The following is a 21,216-nucleotide window of genomic DNA, read 5'->3' as shown; positions in this document are numbered from 1 at the left end:
GTTACCTGACATGTCGGCGTGTAAGGGAATCCAACATTCCTGAGCTGAATCGCGACTATCGGCGGGCTGGTGTTGGTAAAATAGGCTTTTGCCTCCGCTCCCACCCATTCCCTATGCGCACAGACAGCCCTCAGACGATTTACCGCAAAGATTACACGCCGCCCAGCTTTCTGGTCGACAGCGTCGAACTTGGTTTCGATCTTGATCCCGCCCGCACAGTGGTGGCGAGCCGGATCCGCATGCGCCACAACCCGGCCAGCAGCAGTCGCAGCATCGAATTGCACGGCGAACACATCGAACTGGTGATGGTACGCCTGAACGGCAAAGTGCTGAAACCGTCGCAGTACAAGCTGACGGCCAGCATGCTGACCATTCCCAAGGCTCCGGACGAGGTGCTGCTCGAGATCGAGACCGTATTGGCGCCGCAAGACAATACCTCGCTGTCCGGCCTGTACGTGTCGAACCACAATTTCTTCACGCAGTGCGAAGCCGAGGGCTTCCGCCGCATCACCTTCTTCCCGGACCGCCCGGACGTGATGGCCAGGTACACCGTCATGCTGCGCGCCGACAAGGACAAGTATCCGGTGCTGCTATCGAACGGCAACCTGATCGAAGAGGGCGACCTCGGTGACGGACGCCATTACGCCAAGTGGGAAGACCCGTTCAAGAAACCATCCTACCTGTTCGCCCTGGTGGCGGCGCGCCTGGTGTGCCAGGAAGAGCACTACACCTTGAAGTCCGGCCGCGAAGTGCTGCTGCAGGTGTGGGTGGAAGAGGGCAACCTGGATAAAACCGATTACGCCATGCAGTCGCTGAAAAACTCGATCCGCTGGGACGAGGAGCGCTTCGGTCTGGAGCTGGACCTGGACCGCTTCATGATCGTCGCCGTGGGCGATTTCAACATGGGCGCCATGGAAAACAAGGGTTTGAATATTTTCAATACCAAGTATGTGCTGGCCAATTCGCGCGTGGCGACCGACGTCGATTACGCGGGCATCGAAGCGGTGGTGGGCCATGAGTACTTCCATAACTGGACCGGCAACCGCGTGACGTGCCGCGACTGGTTTCAGCTGTCGCTGAAGGAAGGCTTGACGGTATTTCGCGACCAGGAATTCTCGGCCGACATGATCGGCACCGACACGGGCCGCGCCGTCACGCGCATCGACCAGGTGCGCACCTTGCGCCAGGCGCAGTTCCCCGAAGACGCCGGTCCGATGGCGCATCCCGTGCGTCCCGACTCTTTTGTGGAGATCAATAACTTTTACACGGTCACGATCTACGAAAAAGGCGCCGAAGTGGTGCGCATGTATCAGACTCTGGTGGGCCGCGATGGTTTCCGCAAGGGCATGGACCTGTACTTCGAGCGCCATGATGGCCAGGCCGTGCAGTGCGACGACTTCCGCGCCGCCATGGCGGACGCGAATGGCCGCGATTTTACGCAATTCGAGCGCTGGTACAGTCAGGCCGGCACGCCCATCGTGCAAGCTTCCATGCGCTACGACGCGGCCAGCCAGACGTTCGAGCTGACCCTGGCGCAAAGCTGTCCCGCCACGCCGGGCCAGCCGAAAAAACTGCCGTTCCACATTCCCGTCAGCGTCGGCTTGCTGGCAGCGGACGGGCGTGACCTGCCGCTGTACGTGGACGGCGTGGCGTCGAATGGCGCCACCAGTGTCGTGCTGGAATTGACAGAGGCGTCGCAAACCTTCCGCTTCACCCAAGTGGCAGAGGCGCCCGTGCCATCGCTGCTGCGCGACTTTTCCGCGCCCGTGGTGCTGGAATACGATTACACCGACGCGGAACTGCTGCACCTGTTCCGCCATGACAGCGATCCAGTGAACCGCTGGGAAGCGGGGCAGCGCCTGGCCATGGAGCGCCTGCTGACACTCACGGGCGCCGTCGCCGCCGGCGACACGCTGGCGCTGGACGAGACCTTCATCGCCGCGCAGCGCGCCTTGCTGGCCGATGAAACGCTCGATCCTGCCTTCCGCGAACTGGCCCTGATCCTGCCGTCGGAAACCATCATCGCCGAGCGCATGGCGCAAGTCGATCCGCAAGCGATCCACGCGGCGCGCCAGTTCATGCGCACGACCATCGCGGCGGCCTTGAGGCCCGAATTGCTGGCGCAGTATCACGCCAACCAGACGCCAGGCGAGTATAGCCCCGACGCCCTGTCGGCCGGCAAGCGGGCGCTGAAAAACCTGGCCCTGTCCTACCTGCTGATCGCCCCTGGCAATGCTGAACTGGCGCTGGCGCAGCAGCAGTTCGATAGCGCCGGCAACATGACGGACCGCGCGGCAGCCTTGGGTGCCCTGATCCATTCCGGTTCGCAATCGCATGCAGAGGCCGCGCTGGCCAGTTTCTATGCCGACTTCGAGAACGAAGCGCTGGTGGTCGACAAGTGGTTTGCCATGCAGGCGGCCGCGCCAACGACCGATGTGCAGGCCGTGCGCCAGTTGATGACGCATCCGGCCTTCACCCTGAAAAACCCGAACCGCGCGCGCAGCCTGATCTTCAATTTCACCAATGGTAATCCATCGCAGTTCCATGCGGCAGACGGTAGCGGCTACGCCTTCTGGGCCGAGCAAGTCATCGCGCTCGACGCCCTGAACCCGCAAGTGGCCGCGCGTCTGGCGCGTTCCATGGACCGCTGGCGCCGTTACGTGCCTGCGCTGCAAAGCCACATGCGCGACGCACTGGAACAAGTCGCCGGCCAGGCCAGCCTGTCGAATGACGTGATGGAAGTCGTTTCCAAGGCATTGGCGAATTGATGGCATGTCGGATTACGCCCTGCGGGCTAATCCGACCTACGCGGCGTCATGATTTCGTAGGTCGGCTTAGCGCCAACGGCGCGTAAGCCGACAATCACCGCACGCGACATTTAAAATAACGACATAACCAACAAAGGGAATTCATGAAACGCATCAGTCTTACGCAATACCTGGTTGAAGAGCAGCGCTCGAACAACAGCATTCCGGCCGAACTGCGCCTGCTGATCGAAGTCGTCGCGCGCGCGTGCAAAACCATCAGCCATGCTGTCGGCAAGGGCGCCCTCGGTGAAGTGCTGGGCACGGCAGACACGGAAAACGTGCAGGGCGAAGTGCAGAAAAAGCTCGACATCATCTCCAACGAGATCCTGCTCGAAGCGAATGAATGGGGCGGCCACCTGGCGGCCATGGCGTCGGAAGAAATGGAATCGATCCACCCGATCCCGAATCGCTATCCGAAGGGCGAATACATGCTGCTGTTCGACCCACTCGATGGCTCGTCGAACATCGACGTCAACGTCTCGATCGGCACCATCTTCTCGGTGCTGAAAGCGCCGGAAGGCATGGGGCAGCCGACCGAGCAGGACTTCATGCAGGCCGGCACCAAGCAGGTCGCCGCCGGCTACGCCGTGTACGGCCCGCAAACCATGCTGGTGCTGACCTTCGGCAATGGCGTGAACTGCTTTACCCTGGACCGGGAAATGGGTTCGTGGGTCCTCACGCAAAGCAATATACAGATTCCGGCAACGACGAAGGAGTTCGCCATCAACATGTCGAACGCGCGCCACTGGCATCCGCCCGTGAAACGCTATGTCGACGAACTGCTGGCCGGCGACACGGGCCCGCGCGGCACCAACTTCAATATGCGCTGGATCGCTTCGATGGTGGCCGACGTGCACCGCATCCTGAACCGCGGCGGCATCTTCATGTACCCTGCCGACCTGCGCGACACCTCGATGCCGGGCAAGCTGCGACTGATGTACGAAGCGAACCCGATGGCTTTCATCGTCGAGCAGGCCGGCGGTGCCGCCACCGACGGCCAGCAACGCATCATGGACATCGCCCCGCACAAGCTGCACCAGCGCGTGCCCGTATTCCTTGGCTCGAAAGACGAAGTAGCCCGCGTCACGGCCTACCACGCGGAGTAAAAAGCCGCACTTTTCCGCGATTTTCAGCGGCCCGCAGCCGGGCCGCTAAAAAAATGCAAAAAAGTTCGCGTTGACACTAGCAAATTTTGTGCATTGTTTGTAGAATGTGGGTCTTCGCCGTTGTAGCTCAGTTGGTAGAGCAGCACATTCGTAATGTGAAGGTCGCCAGTTCGATTCCGGCCAACGGCACCAAGTATTCGCAGTAAAATCAAAGGGTTACAAGCTTCGGCTTGTAGCCCTTTGTCGTTTCCGGCTTGTACCTCGCTTACATGCAGGGCCTGTGCAGGATTTGCGTGGAGGGGGATACAGTCGCATAGTCGCGACGCTCGCGGAAAAGAGGCGGCCTTCCATTGCGTGCGCGTATTGGCATCAGTATCCACGAATGGCGGGTGATCGATGATTAGCTTGTGTATGTGCGCGCACGCCACTGTAACGGTCAGGCGAAGCCGCGCGCCAGCCTGATATACGTTATGTCCGTGCTCCACACCTGATTCGGCCGCGCCACGGAAACGCTCCCGCAGAAGGTACGGCCAGACCTTCTGCTCAGGATGCGCCTTGCTCATGTCCGGCCCTGGACCCATTCCCGCCAGCCCCATGCTACGCATCAATCGCTGCACGCGCTTGCGGTTGATCATGGCCATTTCTACTATTGTATGCGGCGCCTGGATGGCGACAAAGCAGGGATGGGGAAACGTTGATTACATCCTCCCGCCCGATTTAAACGTCTTTTCGTCGAACTTGAAGCGCAGCCGCACAAACGTGCCGTGCGCCGTGTAATCGGTGCTCGCCAGGTCCTTGTCGGTGAAGCCGGACAGGTTATGCCCGACCGACAGGTACAGATTGCGCGCCAGTTGGTAACCCACCTCGGCGCCGTAGGCGTACTGGCGGCTCTTGCCCTGCGGGCTGTACAGCACCGACGCCAGCACCCCCACGTCCCATTTCGGTGCCACGTCCAGCACCGCGCGCCCGCCCAGCAGCCAAGCGCTGTACTTTTGCTCGCCGGCGGGCAGGGTATGGTCGGTGTTGAGCTTGCCCGCCAGGCGCGACGTGATCCACCATGGCCGGCTCGGGTGGTAGTCGACATGGGTCGAGACGATGTGGGCGCGGTAATCCTCGCCGTCGGGCCGCGCATGGTCGCGCACCGTCTTGTATTCGTAGCGCGCCAGCGCGTTGACGTCGTTGCGCTCGCGCGGGCGCCAGGCAAATCCCAGTTGCGCCCGGTCTTGCAAGGTATTCCCCAGCGGCGCGCCGAGGGCGTCGGCGCGGTTGCGCTGGTAGAGCAGGTAATTGCGCGCCAGCAGAGTCCAGTCGTCGCTGATCTTGCGCGCCAGCGCCAGCGTATTCAACCATTGGTCCTGGCCCTGGTTGGCGGCCAGGTCGGCGCGGTCGAACAGCTTGCGGTATTCGAGCTTGGCGGAGGCACTCCACAGCGGATCGATGCGGTAATCGATGGCGCCGCTCAGGGCCGCCGCCTCCTGCGCACTGCCGTTGACTACCTTGACGTATTCGGCGCCGGTGCTGACGTTCACGCCGGGGCGCAATTGCCAGCTATTGCGCAGGCCGGAAGCCAGTTGCGCATTGCGCCCGTCATCCAAGCCCGGGCCGGCGCCATCGCCGGCATTGTCGCGTAGCCGGTATTCGCTGAACACGGTGCCGCCCGCCATGTACGAAGTGTCGATCCCGGCCACCACGCTGGTGCCGCGCTCGGCAGGGTTGATCGAGTACGACGACGCCAGCCCGCTCTGGGTTTCGGCGCGCGCGTACAGGCGGCCGTTCGACTCGGTCGCGTATTGCACGCCGACGCCGTAGCGGTGCTGCCGTTCGCCGTCGACGCTGTGCTCGGCGTCGGCGCTGACGGTCAGCTTGTCGCTGGCCTTGAATTGCACGCCGACCCGCGCGGTGGTGGCGTCGACCCCGCGGTAGGGCGCGGGCGCCGCGCTGCCCTGGGTGGCTTGGGTGTTCAGGGGCAGGCCGCTCAGGGTATCGAGTCCCGCCCCGTCCAGGCTGCCGAAGAAACCGCCGCTTGGGGTTTGCGCGCCGCCCGGCGGCGCCGTGTTGGGCGCGATGCCGGCGTTGGGCGTCAACTGGCCGTTTTCCTGCACATGGCGCAGCGAGAGGTCGAGGTTCAGGCGCTCGCTCAGCGCGTACAGCACGCCCGCGCGCTGGCCCTGGCGGGCTGCGTCGGCGTAGTCGTTATCGCTGCGCACCGCTTCCGCATATAGGCGGGTGCGCCCGTCCATGCGCCACTTGGCGCTGGCGCCGGCGTCGCTTTGTCCGGCGCCCAGGCCGGCCGCCGTATTGTTGAAGTTGCGCCCGGCCTGGTGCCACCAGGCGCGCGCTTCCAGCCGCTCGTCCTGGTGGCGCAGTTCGATGCGGCCGGCGTTGCCGTCGCGCTCGTCCATTTGCTCGCCGGCCTGGCGGGTCGGGGTAGCCGACACGCTCTGGCCTAGCGTATAAGTGGTCGAATTGCTGCGCGCCACTTCGGCCACCAGTTCGGTGCCCGCGCCCAGGCGGATCTGTCCGGCCACGCTTTGCAACTGGTAGGGCGAGTCGGGATTTCGGTCCTCGACGATGGAGGCGCCTACTTTGACGTTCGCGCCCAGCGCCACGTTGGCATCGGCGCCGGCCACCCAGAATTTTTCGCCGCCTTGGTCCACCTCGTACGTGATGCGGATCGATTGCGGGTCGCCGTCCGGCGTCAGCGTGGCGATGGCCTGGTTGAACAGGATGCGCCCGCTGAACGGTTCGAAGCTATAGTCGACATAGCGCTGCAGCGCCACCACTTGCTTGACCAGGTTGGCCTGGTTCTTGTCGCGCACCAGCAGTTCGACCTTGTCCGAATTCTGGATCGCGCTGTTGCTGCGCACTGCGAACGGGCCGGAGGTGCCGTTGGCCTGGTACTCCTCGGTCACTTGCCTGAGGCTGTCGTGGATGGCGAAGGCGTTGCCGCTGATTGCGCCTTCTTCGTAATGACCGCGCAATCCGGTGGCCGTGCGGTTGTACTGGCCCAGCTTGTGCAGGGAAGCGTCGCTGCCGGCGCCGCCGCCCGCCAATTGGCTGAATTCGGCGCCGGTGGCGAAGTCGCCGTACAGCAGGTAGTTCTTGCGCTGGTCCAGGCGCAGGTACAGGCGCTCGGCGGAACGCGCGTCGAAGGCGGTCACCGCCTCGTCGCCGTAGACGGGATAGAAACGGTTCGGATCGAGGTCGCGCAGCAGGCGATTATTGTTCGCCTTTTCGGAATCGTAGGCGGCCGTCACGGTGCTGTCGGCGCCGACGTCGCCCTTCATGAAGAAGGCCAGGCGCGCCGCGACATCGTCCTTGCCGCCATTGAACTGGCGGCTCCAGTGGGTCAGCGATTGTTCGAAGCCATCGTTGAAGCGTTGCGGGCTGCCCGAAGAACTCTGGCGGCGGCCGATCACGCCCTCGGCCACGCCGGCGACGAACAAGGGACGGCGTTCGGCCACGAAGCTGAGCTGGCCCTGAGCTTGCAGCGCGCCGCTGGCGACCGACAGGGTCACGTCTTGTGCGTGTGGCGGCGCGACCACGATGAAGCGTGCGATCCCGTCTTCGACTTGGATGCGGGTACCGCGCAGCAGGCGGTCGAGCGGCGCGCCCAGGCGCAGGCCGGGGGCCGCGCGGGGATCGACTATGCGTCCGCCATTGCTGTCGGCGCTGATCCAGGTGGTGCCGCGCAGCGGCTGGCCATTGGCGTCGAGCAGGTGCACCGTGACGCCGACCTGGGAACGGCCGTCGCCGGGCAGCATGTTGGTGTCGGTCTCGACCACGATGTCGGCCAGTGCCGGATCGCTGCGTAAGGTCATCTGGCCTGGCCGGGCTGGTGCCGCCTGCGGTACCATCGTCTGGGCATGCAGCGGATAGGCGGCCGCAATCGCCAGTACGCCCATCAGCAGGCGGGCGCGCGGACCCGTGGGCAGGGAAGGCAGGGATTTATTGCGCATGTTGTTCCCCTTGTGCCGGCTCTGTCACTGGCGGCTTGCCCGCGCTATTGCTGTTCACTTTGTTTTTCACCTTGCTTGAGAATGTGACGCCGGGACTGCCAACGGACGGCGGGGCTTGCCCCGATTGGGGCGAGCGGGGTAGCCTGATGCGTTCGAGCACGGGCGCGGCGCACGCGGTTTCGGCGAAGTCCGCGCGAATCAGCTCGCCATTGCGCACGTCCAGCAGCAGGCTGTCCGGATCGCTCAGGTTGCGGTTGCTGGTTTCGCCCAGCACGCTGCCGGCCGGCAGGGTGACGGGGTCGACCTTGATCACGTGCGTGGTCGGGCTCAGGCCGCAGTAACTGTACTTGCCGTCGGCGTCGGTGGTGATATTGGTGCCGTCCTCGAGGTACAGGCGCACCGCCGGGATGCCCGCTTCGCCAGCGTCCTGCACGCCGTTGCGGTTGCAATCGCTGAAGACCTTGCCGGCCACGCAGGCCTCGTTGGTAAACACGCCGCCATTGACCTGCACCTTGAAGCTCGCTTCGTTGGAGGTGGTGGCGCCGGCGCGCGGCGCCAGCGTGGTCGCGTCGAGGCAGCCGTCGGGGCTGTTGCAGACATATGCGCGGGCGCGGTTGACGCCGTCGCCCTGCATGCTGCCGACGCCGACCCGCACGCGGTAGCCCAGCACCAGTTCGCGGCCGGCTGTCGCGCCGCCCAGTTGGAAGCCGAGTACAGCGCCGGGCCCCACCACCGGATCCGCGGCGCGCGCGCCGTTCAGCGTGACACTGCCCGGAATGAAGCGGAAGCCGGACGGCAGCACGTCGCGCACGCTGGCCTGGCCGATGGTGGAAGCGGCGCTTTGGCGCAGCACGATGGTATAGCGCACCGTGTCACCCAGTTCGACGCTCTGGCGGTCGCCGATCTTGCTCAGCGACAGGCCCGCGGCCACGGCCGCGTCCAGCGGAATGTGGTCGTTCAAGATCGGCGCCGACACCCCGTTGGTGATGTACAGCTTTAGATAGTACTGGGTGCTGGCGGAGCCGCCCTGAACCAGGCCGGCGCAGGCGGCCGGATTATGGCGCGCCACGCCGGTGCCCGGAGCCACGTCGCTGGACTGGATAAACGCCGGATCGGGCACCGCGCCCACGTTCAGCGTGCCGGCGCAGGGTGGCAGCAGGGCCGAGACGGTGCCGTAGCCGGTTGGTGCCGTGAGCACGGCCAGCGTGTAGACGCCACTCGGAAAACCATTCTGCAGCAGGTACTGGTAGGCGCCGTCGGTGCCGGTCAGCTGGTTCTGGATGGCCGCACCGCCGACCAGGTGGGTGGCAGGATCGAAGCCGGGCGGCCCGTCGATGGTGACCGTGACGCCGGCCAGCGGCTGGCGCGAGACGGAGTCATACACGATGCCGGCCGGGTCGAGCGGCAGGTTTTGCTGGCTGATCTCGTCGCTGGCCGACAGGCTCAGGTTGCGAATCGCGCGCGGCGACTCCAGGCCGGCCTCGCCGCCCGAATCCGGCTTGCCGCCCAGGTTGCTGCCGGCTTTGTTGAACCGGATGCTAAAGCCGCTGCCGGTCGGCAAGCCGCTCTGTTCGTAGCCGGGGCATACCAGATTGTTGAACTGATACTGGCCCTGCGCATCGCTGCTCACGCCGCATATTTGCTTGTCGTTTTGCGACAAGGTCACATTCCAGCCGGCCACCAGCGCGCCGCCGCTGTGTCCCGGCGTCGGTTTGCTGCTCAGTTGCACCGCGCCGCTGACGATCGGCAGCTTGATGCCGATGGCGGCGCGCTTGCGCAGGCCGAACAGATAGCCGTCCAGCTTGCCGCCCGAAGCGGCCAGCTTGGCGCCATCGACGTCGATCGCGCTAATGCTGGTCTGAAAAGGCAGGGTGCCGAAGCCGGTGTCGTTGACTTTGCCACCCGCCGCGCCGGCGCGTTCGCGTCCGTCGGTGTACTGGGCGCCATCGAGGTCGGCCACGTTGCGGCTGAGCGAATAGCTGCCGGCGGCGATGGCGGGAAAGCTGAAGCTGCCGTCGGCGCCGCTGGTGGCCACGCCGGTGGCGCTGCCGGACAAAGTGATGCGTACGCCCGACAGGGGCGTTTCTCCCGCATCCTTGATGCCGTTGTCGTTGGTATCGACATACACGAAGCCTTGCAGGGTGCCGCTGGCCTGTTCGCCGAACAAGTAACCGCTGCCGGCCTGGCCGGGGGCGATCACGATGTTGCTGATCTGGTTGCGCGCGGCGCTGTCATCGAAGCCGCTGTTGTCGACGGTGCCGCCGAGGTTGCCGGCCGTTTCCTTGCCGTCGCGCTTGGCGGATGGCTGCAGTTCGGTCAGGGCGTAAGTGCCGCCCTTGATGGTGTCGAAAGCGAAGCCGCCGTCGGCACCGGTCACGGCGCTCAGGGCCACCGTCGCGCCGTCCAGGTCGGTGCCGTCCAGCTTGACGGTGACCCCGGCCAGGCCGGTTTCGCCACTGTCGCGTACGCCGTCGTGGTTGTTGTCGGTGTAGACCAGGCCGGCCAGGGAGGCCGTGGCCGGCGCCGCGCGGGTGATCTTGACGGTGGTGGTGACGGCGGTGCCATTCTGTGCCGTGACCACGATGGTCACGGTGTTGTCGCCCACGGCCAGTGCGACCGGCGCCGAGGCGCTGGCGCTGGCGACGGGCGCGCCGTTGACGGTGACCGTGGCTGTGCTGTCGGCCACGGTCGGGGTCAGGCTCAGCGCGGTGGCGCTGTTGGGCAGGTTGATCGCATAGGCCGTGGTGGCGCTGGCGAACGCCGGGCTCAGGCTGCCGACCGAGGGGGCCAGGGCGTTCAGGGTCGCGTTGGCCGAGGCCGCGCGCGTCACGGTGATCGTGGTGGTCTTGGTCGTGCTGTTCTGCGCGGTGACCATGATCGTGACGGTGTTCGCGCCCACGTTCAGGGCGATTGCACCCGAGGCGTTGCCGCTGGTGATGGCCACGCCGTTGACGCTGACGGTCGCGGTTGGATCGGCCACGGTCGGGGTGACGGTGAGCGAGGCGGTCGCGTTGCTCACGCTGGCCGTGTAGCCGGTGGTGCCGGTGGCGAAGGCCGGACTCAGGGTGCCGCTCGACAGTGCCAGCGCGGACAGGTTGTTGTTGGTCGAGACCGCGCGCGTCACGGTGACCGTGGTGGTCCTGGTGGTGCCGTCCTGGGCCGTGACGATGGTGGTGATGGTGTTGGCGCCCACGTTCAGGGCGATTGCCCCCGAGGCCGCACCGCTGGTGACCGTGACGCCGTTGACGGTGACGGAGGCGCTGGCGTCGGCCACGGTCGGGGTGACGGTGAGCGAGGCGGTCGCGTTGCTCACGCTGGCCGTGTAGTTGGTGGTGCCGACGGCGAAGGCCGGGCTCAGGGTGCCGCTGGACAAGCCGAGGGCAGCCAGGTTGGCGTCGCCCGAGGCGGCGCGGGTGACGGTTACGGTATAGGTTTTGGTGGTGGTGCCGTCCTGGGCCGTGACGATGGTGGTGACGGTGTTGGCGCCCACGTTCAGGGCGATCGCACCCGAGGCGTTGCCGCTGGTGGCGGCCACGCCGTTGACGCTGACGGAGGCGCTGGCGTCGGCCACGGTCGGGGTGACGGTGAGCGAGGCGGTCGCGTTGCTCACGCTGGCCGTGTAGCCGGTGGTGCCGGCGGCGAAGGCCGGACTCAGGGTGCCGCTCGACAGTGCCAGCGCGGACAGGTTGTTGTTGGTCGAGACCGCGCGCGTCACGGTGACCGTGGTGGTCCTGGTGGTGCCGTCCTGGGCCGTGACGATGGTGGTGATGGTGTTGGCGCCCACGTTCAGGGCGATTGCCCCCGAGGCCGCACCGCTGGTGACCGTGATGCCGTTGACGGTGACGGAGGCGCTGGCGTCGGTCACGGTCGGGGTGACGGTGAGCGAGGCGGTGGCGTTGGGCACGCTGGCCGTGTAGCTGGTGGTGCTGGCGGCGAAGGTAGGGCTCAGGGTGCCGCTCGACAGCGCCAGGGCGGACAGATCGTTGTTGGTCGAGACCGCGCGCGTCACGGTGACCGTGGTGGTCTTGGTGCTGCTGTTCTGCGCGGTGACCACGACCGTGACGGTGTTCGAACCGGTGTTCATGGCGATCGCGCCGGAGGCGTTGCCGCTGGCCACGGCCACGCCGTTGACCGTGATCGTGGCGTTCGCTTCGTTCACGGTCGGCGTGACGGTGACGCTGCTGGTGGCGGCCGTGATCGACATGGTGTAACTGGTAGTGGACGGCGCGAACGCGGGGCTCAGACTGCCGCCGGACAAGCCGAGGGCAGCCAGGTTGGCGTCGCCCGAGGCGGCGCGGGTCACGGTCACGGTGGTGGTCCTGGTGGTGCCGTCCTGGGCCGTGACGACGGTGGTGACGGTGTTGGCGCCCACGTTCAGGGCGATCGCGCCGGAGGCGTTGCCGCTGGCCACGGCCACGCCGTTGACGGTGATGCTGGCGGTGGCGTCGGCCACGGTCGGGGTGACGGTGAGCGAGGTGGTGACGTTGCTTACGCTGGCGGTGTAGCTGGTGGTGCCGGCGGCGAACACGGGGGCAAGGGTGCCGCTCGAGAGCGACAGCGCCGACAGGTCGTTGTTGTTTGACGGCAGGGCGCGGGTGATGGTCACGGTATAGCTCTTGGTCGCACCGTTCTGGGCGGTGACGACGACGGTGACGGTGTTACTGCCCGGATTCATCGCAATGGCGCCCGAAGCGCCCCCGCTGCTGACGGCCACCCCGTTGACGGTGATGCTGGCGGTGCCGGCGGCCACGGTGGGGGTGACGGTGATGCTGGCCACGCCGGTCGCGATGGAGGCGGCATAGCTGGTCGTGCCCGACGCGAACACCGGGCTCAGGCTGCCGCTGGAGAGGCTCAGGGCGGACAGGTTGTTGTTGGACGAGGCGGCGCGGGTCACGGTCACGGTATAGGTCTTGGTGGTGCCGTCCTGGGCCGTGACGACGGTGGTGACGGTGTTGGCGCCCACGTTCAGGGCGATTGCCCCCGAGGCGTTGCCGCTGGTGGTGGCCACGCCGTTGACGGTGATGCTGGCGGTTGGATCGGCCACGGTCGGGGTAACGGTGAGCGAGGTGGTGGCGTTGCTCACGCTGGCGGTGTAGCCGGTGGTGCCGGCGGCGAAGGCCGGGCTCAGGGTGCCGCTCGAGAGCGACAGCGCGGACAGGTCGGCGTCGTTTGACGGCAGGGCGCGGGTTATGGTTACGGTATAGCTCTTGGTCGCGCCGTTCTGGGCGGTGACGACGACGGTGACGGTGTTACTGCCCGGATTCATCGCAATGGCGCCCGAGGCGGCCCCGCTGGTGACGGCTACCCCGTTGACGGTGACGCTGGCGGTGCCGGCGGCCACGGTCGGCGTGACGGTGACGCTGCTGGTGGCGGCCGCAATCGACGTGGTGTAACTGGTGGTGGCCTGCGCGAATGCCGGGCTGAGGCTGCCGCTGGAGAGGCTCAGGGCGGACAGGTTGTTGTTGGACGAGGCGGCGCGGGTGACAGTCACAGTATAGATCTTGGTGGTGGTGCCGTCCTGGGCCGTGACGACGGTGGTGATAGTGTTGGAACCCACGGCCAGGGCGATCGCGCCTGAGGCGTTGCCGCTGGTGGTGGCCACGCCGTTGACGGTGACACTGGCGGTGGCGTCGGCCACGGTCGGGGTGACGGTGAGCGAGGTGGTGGCGTTGCTCACGCTGGCCGTGTAGCTGGTAGTGCCGGCGGCGAACACGGGACTCAGGGTGCCGCTCGACAGCGACAGCGCCGCCAGGTTGGCGTTGGCCGAGCCGGCGCGCGTGACGGTGATCGTGTAGCTGAGCGGCGTGCCGTTCTGCGCGGTGACGGTGACGGTGATGGTGTTGCTGCCGACGGCCAGCGCGATCGCGCCCGAGGCGTTGCCGCTGGTGGTGGCCACGCCGTTGACGGTGACGCTGGCGGTGGCATCGAGCACGGTCGGGGTCACGGTGATCGAGGTGGTGGCGTTGCTCACGCTGGCCGTGTAGCCGGTGGTGCCGGAGGCGAACACGGGGGCCAGGGTGCCGCTCGACAGCGACAGCGCGCTTAATTGATTGTTGCCGGAAGCGGCGGCGCGCGTGACGGTGGTGGTGTAGGTTTTGGTAGACGCGTTCTGGGCCGTGACGATGGTGGTGATGGTGTTGGCGCCCACGGCCAGGGGGATCGCGCCCGAGGCGTTGCCGCTGGGGACGGCCACGCCGTTGACGGTGACGCTGGCGGTGGCATCAGACACGGTCGGGGTGAGGGTCATCGAGGTGGTGGTAAACGGCACGCCGGCCGTGTAGCTGGTGGTGCCCGCGGCGAACACGGGGCTCAGGGTGCCGCTCGAGATGCTCATGTTGCTCAGGTTGGCGTTGCTCGACAGCGGCGCCGCGCGCGTGATGGTGATGGTGTAGGTCTTGGTGGTGCTGCCGTCGAGGGCCGTGACGACGGTGGTGATGGTGTTGGCGCCCACGTTCAGGGCGATGCTGCCGGAGGCGGCGCCGCTGGCGACGCTTACGCCGTTGACGGTGACGGTCGTGCCCGGGGTGTCGACGGTGGGCGTGATGGTGGTGCTGGCCGTTGCATTGGGCACGGCGATAGTGTAGGCGGTGGTGGCGGTGGCGAACGCGGGACTGAGCGCGCCGGCCGTGGCACTCAGGCCGGACAGGGCGGCATTCGCGGTCGGTTCGGTGAACACGAAGCTGTTGAAGCCTTCATGGAACAGCTTGGAGCCCATGCCGCTGTTGCCGCCGTTGCTGGTGATGCGCAGCTCATCGACATTGCTGAACTGGGGCGGCGGCAAAATCGTGACCGGGTTGGTGCTGCCGCCCGTGGTGAAGGGCCATCCGGCCACTGTCAGCGCGCCGTTGCGGTAGCCGGTGAGGGTATAGACGGAGTTGTTGAATTCCATATCCTGGATGCGAAAGCTCGACAGGCCGAAGCTCCGGTTCGACTGGGCTTTGACGATCAGGGAAGCGACCGCGTCGTAGCTCGTGGTGGCGGGGTTGTAAAAGAGAAACATTGAGCCGGTCCCACCCGTCAGGTCGAGATTCCTGACCACGCCGGCGCGGATATTGGCCGTGTCCTCGAAATAGAATTCGTAGACGACGTTGGGAATATCCATCGATCCCGTGCCGGCCTGCCCGTCGACGATCGAGGGGGTCGAGAAGGATTCGTCGGCTTGGCCGAAGGGGATGGTCATCGTGCCGGCGACCGACGGCAGGACGTGGCGGTAGGCGGGGAAGGCCAGCGCGGTGCTGCGCAGGGGAGCGGTGCGCGCCTCCAGCAGCCAGTCGCCGCCCTGGGCGGCGGCGCCGGTCAGGTTGTTCGAGGCGGCCACGCGGGCGCCGGTGCGTCCGGCCAGCGCGCCAATGAAGTCCCGGCCCGCTTTGCCTTCGGCCACGTTGCAGCCGTACAGCAGGATGTCGGCGTCACGGCGCAGGGCGGCGCGGATGATACCGAGGTCGGCGCTGCGCTCATTCAATTGCAGGCGGCCCAGTTGCAGCGAGCCGAGCTGCAAGCTGCCCGGTCCGCCGTGCGAAATGAGGTGCAGGCCGGCGATGTCGCGCCGGGTTTCCAGCGCCTGAGCGATCTGGCGCAAGCCGTCGCGCTCGCCGTCGAGCACCACCACGTCCATGTGATCGGGGCCGCTGCCGATGAGTTCCCGATAATCGGCGACATTATCTTCGACAAACAGGATTTGTTTTCCCGTTTGGATTGATGTGGCTGCGGTTGGCGGCGCGCCAGACGACCAGGCGGGCGCGGGAAAAAGAAGATTGGCGCAAAGGCATGCCATCAGGAAGAGACGCCACCACATCGGTGTAGCGGGGAATGTTGATACGACAAACTTGGTCATTTTTTCGTCTTTCATTGTCTAACATGCCTGCCTGCCTGCCTGCCCGCCCGCAGCAGGGCAGGCGGCGTCAGGCCTTTGGTGTTCGGGATGCTGGTGAATAAGATGCGGCGGGCATTCATGACGGCACCGGCGGGTCCATTTTCTTATCATTTTTGAAACACTACACATGCGAATTGGATATTGCGCATCCCGCAGGAATACTGGGAAAAAACTTATTGTTGCCGGAAAGCTAATTATGTGAAGAAATTTTAATTTCTCATAGTTATTTATGGCGGATTGCCATGCAGTTTGCTCATTGTTGTCGAAATGCCACAAAATGACCGTTGTCGAGCGGCCCAGGCCTAGCGTTTCCAATCTGCGGTAGCGCTGCGCAAGCTGCAAAGACAGTCCGGCACCGTCACCAGGTCCTGCGGAAAATTGCCCGCCTCGATGAAACATCTGCGTGAAAGGCTGCTTAGCCTTCTGAATGAGGAACGGCCCGATCGAAAAGTCGACCGGGCCGTCAAGGCAAAACCACCACGCTATTGCACGCGCGTGCTACGAAAATCTGCTTAACTGAACGGCATTACCGCACAAACGGTGGTTTTTTTCGCCTGAAGCGTTGTTTCCCGACAGCCTGCGCCGACGCGCTCATCTACCGCCTAAATGACGAACTCCTGGTGTACCACCGGCTTGTGCGCCAGCAGCAGCGACAGCTTTTTCAAGGCGTTGGCCAGGCGCGCGCGGTCGCGGATGCTGCCCAAGGAGATGCGGATGGCGTTCGGTGGTTTGCTGGCGTGGAAGGCGTCCGAGGCCGTGACGGCCACACCCTGGGCGCGGGCGGTGGCGGCCAGTTCGCGCGAGCTCCAGTAGCTGGGCAGTGAAAACCAGACATGGATGCCGTCGCTGCGCGGGTGGCTGGTGCCCGTCAGGATGGTGCGGATGACGTCCTGGCGCGCATTGGCTTCGCTGCGCACGCCCGCCAGCAGTGCGTGCGCGGAGCCGTCGTGTATCCATTGCGTCGCCAGCGCCGTCGTCAGCGGCGTGGCCATCAGGGAAAACGAGCGCAGGGCTTGCACGAAGCGCTCGCGCAACTGCGCGTCGGGAACCAGCGCGTAGGCCATGCGCAAGCCCGGCGCCAGGCATTTCGACAGTGTGGCGATATACGACACGTTGCCCGGCGCGTAATGGGCCAGCGGCGGCGGCGCGTCGGAGGCCAGCAGCCAGTACGGGTCGTCCTCGATGATATGCATGCCGCAGCGTATGGCTACCTCCGTGATGGCCAGGCGCCGCGCGACCGGCATGGTGTGTGCGGTGGGGTTTTGCAGGGTGGGATTCAGGTAGACGAGGCGCGCATGGTGCTTGCGGCTGGCTTTTTCCAGCGCTTCGGGCAGCATGCCGTCCGCATCCGTTTCCACGATGATGGCCTTGCGATTGAGTTGTCCCGCCGCCAAGCGCAAGCCCGGATATACGGCTGGCTCCGTCAAGATGGTATCGCCGGGCCGGCTCAAGGTCAATATCAGCGCCGCCAGCGCCGCCTGTGCGCCGGGGCAGGCCACCACGTGCGCCGCATCGACGTGGTCGAACATGGGCGCCAGCCAGACGGCCCCCGCCGCGCGGTCAGCCTTGCCGCCGCCACTCAGGTGATAACTCATCAACAGATCGCTGTCCGTGCGCATCAGCACCTGTGCCACGCCCTGTTTCAGCAGGTCGTCGAAATTCACGCCTGCGGGCGGCGGCGGGATGTTCATGCTCAGGTCCAGCATCTGCGTCAATTCCACCTTCGGCGCGGCCACGTAGGTGCCGCGCGCACCTTGCCCTTCCAGCAGATTCCTGCGCTTGGCCTCGTCGTAGGCGCGCGTCACCGTCGTCAGGTCGACCTGGAGCAAGGCGGCCAGGCGGCGCTGCGGCGGCAGGCGGTCGCCCGGGCGCAGGCTGCCGTCGGACAGCGCGCGCTCGAGCATGTCGGCGACCTGCAGGTAGCGCGGGCCGCCGTATTGCACGAAGGGCGTGATCCACGCGCTGGCCTGGCTTTCTTCTTGTATGGATTTTGACTGGGACATATTATCTAGATGTATGGATATTTCTTCCCGTTATTATGGGGAAAGTCCTGGCGAAAATCCATACATTTGTGTGTGGAACAGTCTCTATCTTCAGAATTTCCTGCGCCGTCGTGGCGATTCTGGCGGTGTTGATCTGGCATGCCATGCACTCGCTCGATCCCCGCCCGCCTCACCAGGCCAGCGGGGATTGTTATTTCCGGCAGGCATTTAAGTCTGGGTCACAAGGTGTGGCAGCGCACAGTGGCGCACGGCAGGCGCGGTTAAGGTGGTGTCAACAGCTTGCTGCTGATCCCGTATTTGATATGGCTCAGCCCGGCAGCGTTTAGCCGCTTCTTTTTCCCCGAAGCGAGGAAAATCATGATTCGGTCACGGCATCGAGCATGGTTGGATTTATTCACCTTTAAAGGAAACCATCATGAACGCGATTGAAAAAACCAGCTCCGACCTGAACGGTAACACCCAGGATACCCGCCAGGATTTGCACCGCACCATCGACAAGGTGGCAAGCCAGGCCCAGCCCCTGGCCGACAAGGTGGCCACGCGCGCCCACGACGGCGTGGACCAGGTGGGCGAGCGCATCGAGCAGGTCAGCGACACCGTCAGCAAAGCCTCCGAACGCCTGATGGCGCGCGGCAAGCAATTGGGTGCCGCCTGCCAGCGCGCCGGCGAGACGGGGCGCGGCTATGTGCGCGAGCGTCCTGCCGTCTCCCTGCTGATTGCTGCAGCGGCCGGTTATGGCCTGTCCAAACTGCTGGGTTCGCGTAAATAAGTGTTACGCAGTCCGGCATGGTAGTTGTCGTGGGCGCTGTTCCCTTTGCCGTCATGGCGGGGCGGGCCAGCGCCCAGGCGCACATGGTAGTAGCAAGCAGTAAAGGAGCGCGATGATGCGCTCCGTTTTGCTGTGGTTGATTGGCATACCTATTCCCATCATTATTTTGATTGCCCTGTTCGTGCGCTGAATGAGGGAGTTGTAGCGTTACTTCCCGGGGCAAACTACTCACAGGAGATGTAATGGCTAGCAACAAGAAAACACCGTCCACGGACGGTGCGGGTTCCGTCCTGAGCAGCATGTCCGGCCCATCCGACAGCAAGGCGCCGTACAGCCTGGGCGCGGACAATGACATGACCCGCGCGCTGCTGCAAAAAACAGCCGGCAGCCAGCAGCTGGCCGCCGCCATGGCCGTCAATCCCAAGGAGGAGGGCCAATATGGCGAGGCGTCGCGCACGCCGGCCGAAGGCGTGCATGTGGCAGCGGGCGAACCGCTGGCCACGGCCAGCACCGCGGGTGAAACGACAGCGTCACCGAAGACCGGCGATGGCCAGCCCGCGCTGGGCGAGAGTGCCGCGAATGCCCCGCTGGACCGCGCCAGGTCCGATGACAGCGGCTGCGTGCTGACGACGAACCAGGGCGTGCCCGTGGGCGACAACCAGAATTCGCTGAAGGCGGGCTTGCGCGGTCCCACCCTGATGGAAGATTTTATCCTGCGTGAGAAGCTCACGCATTTCGACCACGAGCGCATCCCCGAGCGCGTCGTGCATGCGCGCGGTTCGGCCGCCCATGGTTACTTCGAATGCTACAAGGAGCAAAGCAAGCATACGCGCGCCGCGCTGTTCGCCAAGGCGGGCAAGCGCACGCCCGTCTTCGTGCGCTTTTCCACGGTGGCCGGTGAACGCGGTTCGACCGATACGGCGCGCGATGTGCGCGGCTTCGCCGTGAAGTTTTATACGGACGAAGGCAACTGGGATTTGGTGGGCAATAACATCCCCGTCTTTTTTATCCAGGATGCGATGAAATTCCCCGACCTGGTGCACGCCGTCAAGCCCGAGCCGCACAATGGCATGCCGCAGGCGGCCAGCGCGCACGACACTTTCTGGGATTTCGCCTCACTGTCGCCGGAAATCACGCACATGCTGATGTGGGCCATGTCCGACCGCGCCATCCCGCGCAGTTATCGGATGATGCAGGGCTTCGGCGTGCACACCTTCCGCCTCGTGAATGCCAAGGGCCAGTCCGTCTTCTGCAAATTCCACTGGTCGCCCATGGCCGGCACGCACTCGCTCGTGTGGGATGAAGCCGTCAAGATCAGCGGCGCTGATTCCGATTTCCACCGGCGCGACCTGTGGGAAGCCATCGAATGCGGCGCGTATCCCGAATACGAGCTGGCCTTCCAGGTGTTCACGGAAGCGCAGGCCGAAGCGTTTCCCTTCGACGTGCTCGATCCGACCAAGCTGATTCCCGAAGAGCTGGTGCCGCTTGTCCCCGTCGGAAAAATGGTCTTGAACCGCAACCCGGACAATTTTTTTGCCGAGACGGAGCAGGTGGCCTTTTGCACGGCGCACATTGTGCCCGGCATCGATTTTTCCAACGATCCGCTGCTGCAGGGCCGCATCCACTCGTACGTCGACACGCAGATCACGCGCCTGGGTGGCGCGAACTTCCATGAAATCCCCATCAATGCGCCGCTGGCGCCGCTGCACAACAACCAGCGCGACGGCATCCATCGCCAGGCCATCAACCGTGGCCGGGTCGCTTACGAACCCAATTCGCTGGCGGGCGGCTGCCCCTTCCAGGCGGGCGCGAAGGGTTTCAACAGTTTCCCCGCGTCCGCCGAAGGCGACAAGGTGCGCGGCAAACCCGAGAAATTCGCCGAGCACTATGGCCAGGCGCGTTTGTTCTGGATCAGCCAGACGCCGGTCGAACAAGACCACATCGTGCATGCCTTCCGCTTTGAGCTGAGCAAGGTGCAGACGGTGGTGATCCGCCAGCGCATCGTCGCCATGCTGCGCAACGTCGACGAGACCCTGGCGCAGCGTCTGGCCGATGCGCTGGGCCTGGCGCTGCCTCCCGTCATGCCGCGCGCCTCCCTGCAGCCGCTGCCCGCGTATGCGCCGTCGCCGGCGCTGTCGCTCTTTTTCCGGCCCGGCAAGACGGGCATCCATACACTGCGCGTGGCCATCCTGGTGGGGCCGGGCAGCGATGGCGCTCAGGTGCGCAATATCTATGCTGCGCTGCTGGCCGACGGCGCCGTGCCGCGCCTGGTGGGCAGCCAACTGGGCCGGGTCGACACCAGCGGCGGTGCGCCGCTCGACGTGGAAATCTCGCTCGAAGCGGGACCGTCCGTGTTGTTCGACGCCGTCGTGCTTGCCGACGGCCAGGGCGCCGTGCAGCAGTTGGGCGACGACGCCAACGCGCTCGACTTCCTGCGCTTGCAATACCGCCACTGCAAGCCGATGCTGGCTATCGGCGCAGGCAAGGGCTTGCTGGACAAGGCAGGCGTGCCAGCGGCCCTGCCCGATGGCAAGCCTGATCCTGCCATCATCGTCGCACCGTCCGGCGACGTGGTGAAAGCCGTGGCCGCCTTCAAGAAGGCGCTGGCGGCGCACCGGGCGTTCGCGCGCGAAACGGACCCGCCGCGGGTGTAAGTGGCTGCATCAGCGCAGGGGCGGGATCGGCCGGCCCCTGCCGGT

Annotated in this window: 8 protein-coding genes, 1 tRNA gene and 1 pseudogene; 5 read left to right on the top strand and 5 right to left on the bottom strand. The window is 65.2% G+C overall.

All coding sequences use genetic code 11. The features are described 5' to 3' along the window. Positions 1-113 precede the first annotated feature (113 nt). The 3 genes from pepN (at position 114) to ACQ4WL_RS05075 (ending at position 4,105) form a co-directional block, all read left to right on the top strand. Positions 114-2,768: an aminopeptidase N gene (gene pepN, locus ACQ4WL_RS05085; protein ID WP_436508504.1), complete on the top strand. Its 2,655-nt coding sequence runs from the start codon at positions 114-116 to the stop codon at positions 2,766-2,768. Positions 2,769-2,911: 143 nt separating this feature from the next. Then, on the top strand, positions 2,912-3,913 hold the full coding sequence (locus tag ACQ4WL_RS05080) for a class 1 fructose-bisphosphatase (RefSeq protein ID WP_436508502.1): 1,002 nt from the start codon (positions 2,912-2,914) through the stop codon (positions 3,911-3,913). Positions 3,914-4,029: 116 nt separating this feature from the next. After that, positions 4,030-4,105, top strand: a tRNA-Thr gene (locus ACQ4WL_RS05075). Positions 4,106-4,355: 250 nt separating this feature from the next. On the opposite strand, the pseudogene ACQ4WL_RS05070 reads toward ACQ4WL_RS05075, so the two are convergent. From ACQ4WL_RS05070 to ACQ4WL_RS05050, 5 genes and pseudogenes are all read right to left on the bottom strand, one after another. Further along, positions 4,356-4,545 (bottom strand): annotated as a pseudogene (locus ACQ4WL_RS05070) (IS3 family transposase); the annotation flags it as partial. A 66-nt stretch (positions 4,546-4,611) separates the two neighbouring features. After that, complete coding sequence (locus ACQ4WL_RS05065) at positions 4,612-7,872, bottom strand: hypothetical protein (RefSeq protein WP_436508501.1); 3,261 nt, start codon at positions 7,870-7,872, stop codon at positions 4,612-4,614. Continuing rightward, positions 7,862-15,508: a cadherin-like beta sandwich domain-containing protein gene (locus ACQ4WL_RS05060; RefSeq protein ID WP_436509091.1), complete on the bottom strand. Its 7,647-nt coding sequence runs from the start codon at positions 15,506-15,508 to the stop codon at positions 7,862-7,864. The genes ACQ4WL_RS05065 and ACQ4WL_RS05060 overlap by 11 nt, the downstream gene beginning before the upstream one ends. A gap of 22 nt (positions 15,509-15,530) precedes the next feature. Next, on the bottom strand, positions 15,531-15,731 hold the full coding sequence (locus ACQ4WL_RS05055; RefSeq protein ID WP_436509115.1) for a hypothetical protein: 201 nt from the start codon (positions 15,729-15,731) through the stop codon (positions 15,531-15,533). A 616-nt stretch (positions 15,732-16,347) separates the two neighbouring features. Then, complete coding sequence (locus tag ACQ4WL_RS05050) at positions 16,348-17,748, bottom strand: aminotransferase-like domain-containing protein (RefSeq protein ID WP_436508500.1); 1,401 nt, start codon at positions 17,746-17,748, stop codon at positions 16,348-16,350. A 415-nt stretch (positions 17,749-18,163) separates the two neighbouring features. On the opposite strand from ACQ4WL_RS05050, the gene ACQ4WL_RS05045 reads away from it, so the two are divergent. Both ACQ4WL_RS05045 and ACQ4WL_RS05040 read left to right on the top strand, forming a co-directional pair. Next, positions 18,164-18,517: an ElaB/YgaM/YqjD family protein gene (locus ACQ4WL_RS05045; protein ID WP_436508499.1), complete on the top strand. Its 354-nt coding sequence runs from the start codon at positions 18,164-18,166 to the stop codon at positions 18,515-18,517. A gap of 242 nt (positions 18,518-18,759) precedes the next feature. Beyond that, positions 18,760-21,171: a catalase gene (locus tag ACQ4WL_RS05040; protein ID WP_436508498.1), complete on the top strand. Its 2,412-nt coding sequence runs from the start codon at positions 18,760-18,762 to the stop codon at positions 21,169-21,171. Positions 21,172-21,216 lie beyond the last annotated feature (45 nt).

It is taken from the genome of Janthinobacterium kochi (assembly GCF_051380715.1).
In the GTDB taxonomy this organism is placed as follows: Bacteria; Pseudomonadota; Gammaproteobacteria; order Burkholderiales; family Burkholderiaceae_D; genus Janthinobacterium.
This window is presented reverse-complemented; position numbering and strand designations above follow the sequence as displayed.

Coding starts and splice junctions, on each gene's coding strand:
- pepN (WP_436508504.1), top strand. CDS start 114: ATGCGCACAGACAGCCCTCAGACGATTTACCGCAAAGATTACACGCCG.
- ACQ4WL_RS05080 (WP_436508502.1), top strand. CDS start 2,912: ATGAAACGCATCAGTCTTACGCAATACCTGGTTGAAGAGCAGCGCTCG.
- ACQ4WL_RS05065 (WP_436508501.1), bottom strand. CDS start 7,872: ATGCGCAATAAATCCCTGCCTTCCCTGCCCACGGGTCCGCGCGCCCGC.
- ACQ4WL_RS05055 (WP_436509115.1), bottom strand. CDS start 15,731: ATGTTAGACAATGAAAGACGAAAAAATGACCAAGTTTGTCGTATCAAC.
- ACQ4WL_RS05050 (WP_436508500.1), bottom strand. CDS start 17,748: ATGTCCCAGTCAAAATCCATACAAGAAGAAAGCCAGGCCAGCGCGTGG.
- ACQ4WL_RS05045 (WP_436508499.1), top strand. CDS start 18,164: ATGAACGCGATTGAAAAAACCAGCTCCGACCTGAACGGTAACACCCAG.
- ACQ4WL_RS05040 (WP_436508498.1), top strand. CDS start 18,760: ATGGCTAGCAACAAGAAAACACCGTCCACGGACGGTGCGGGTTCCGTC.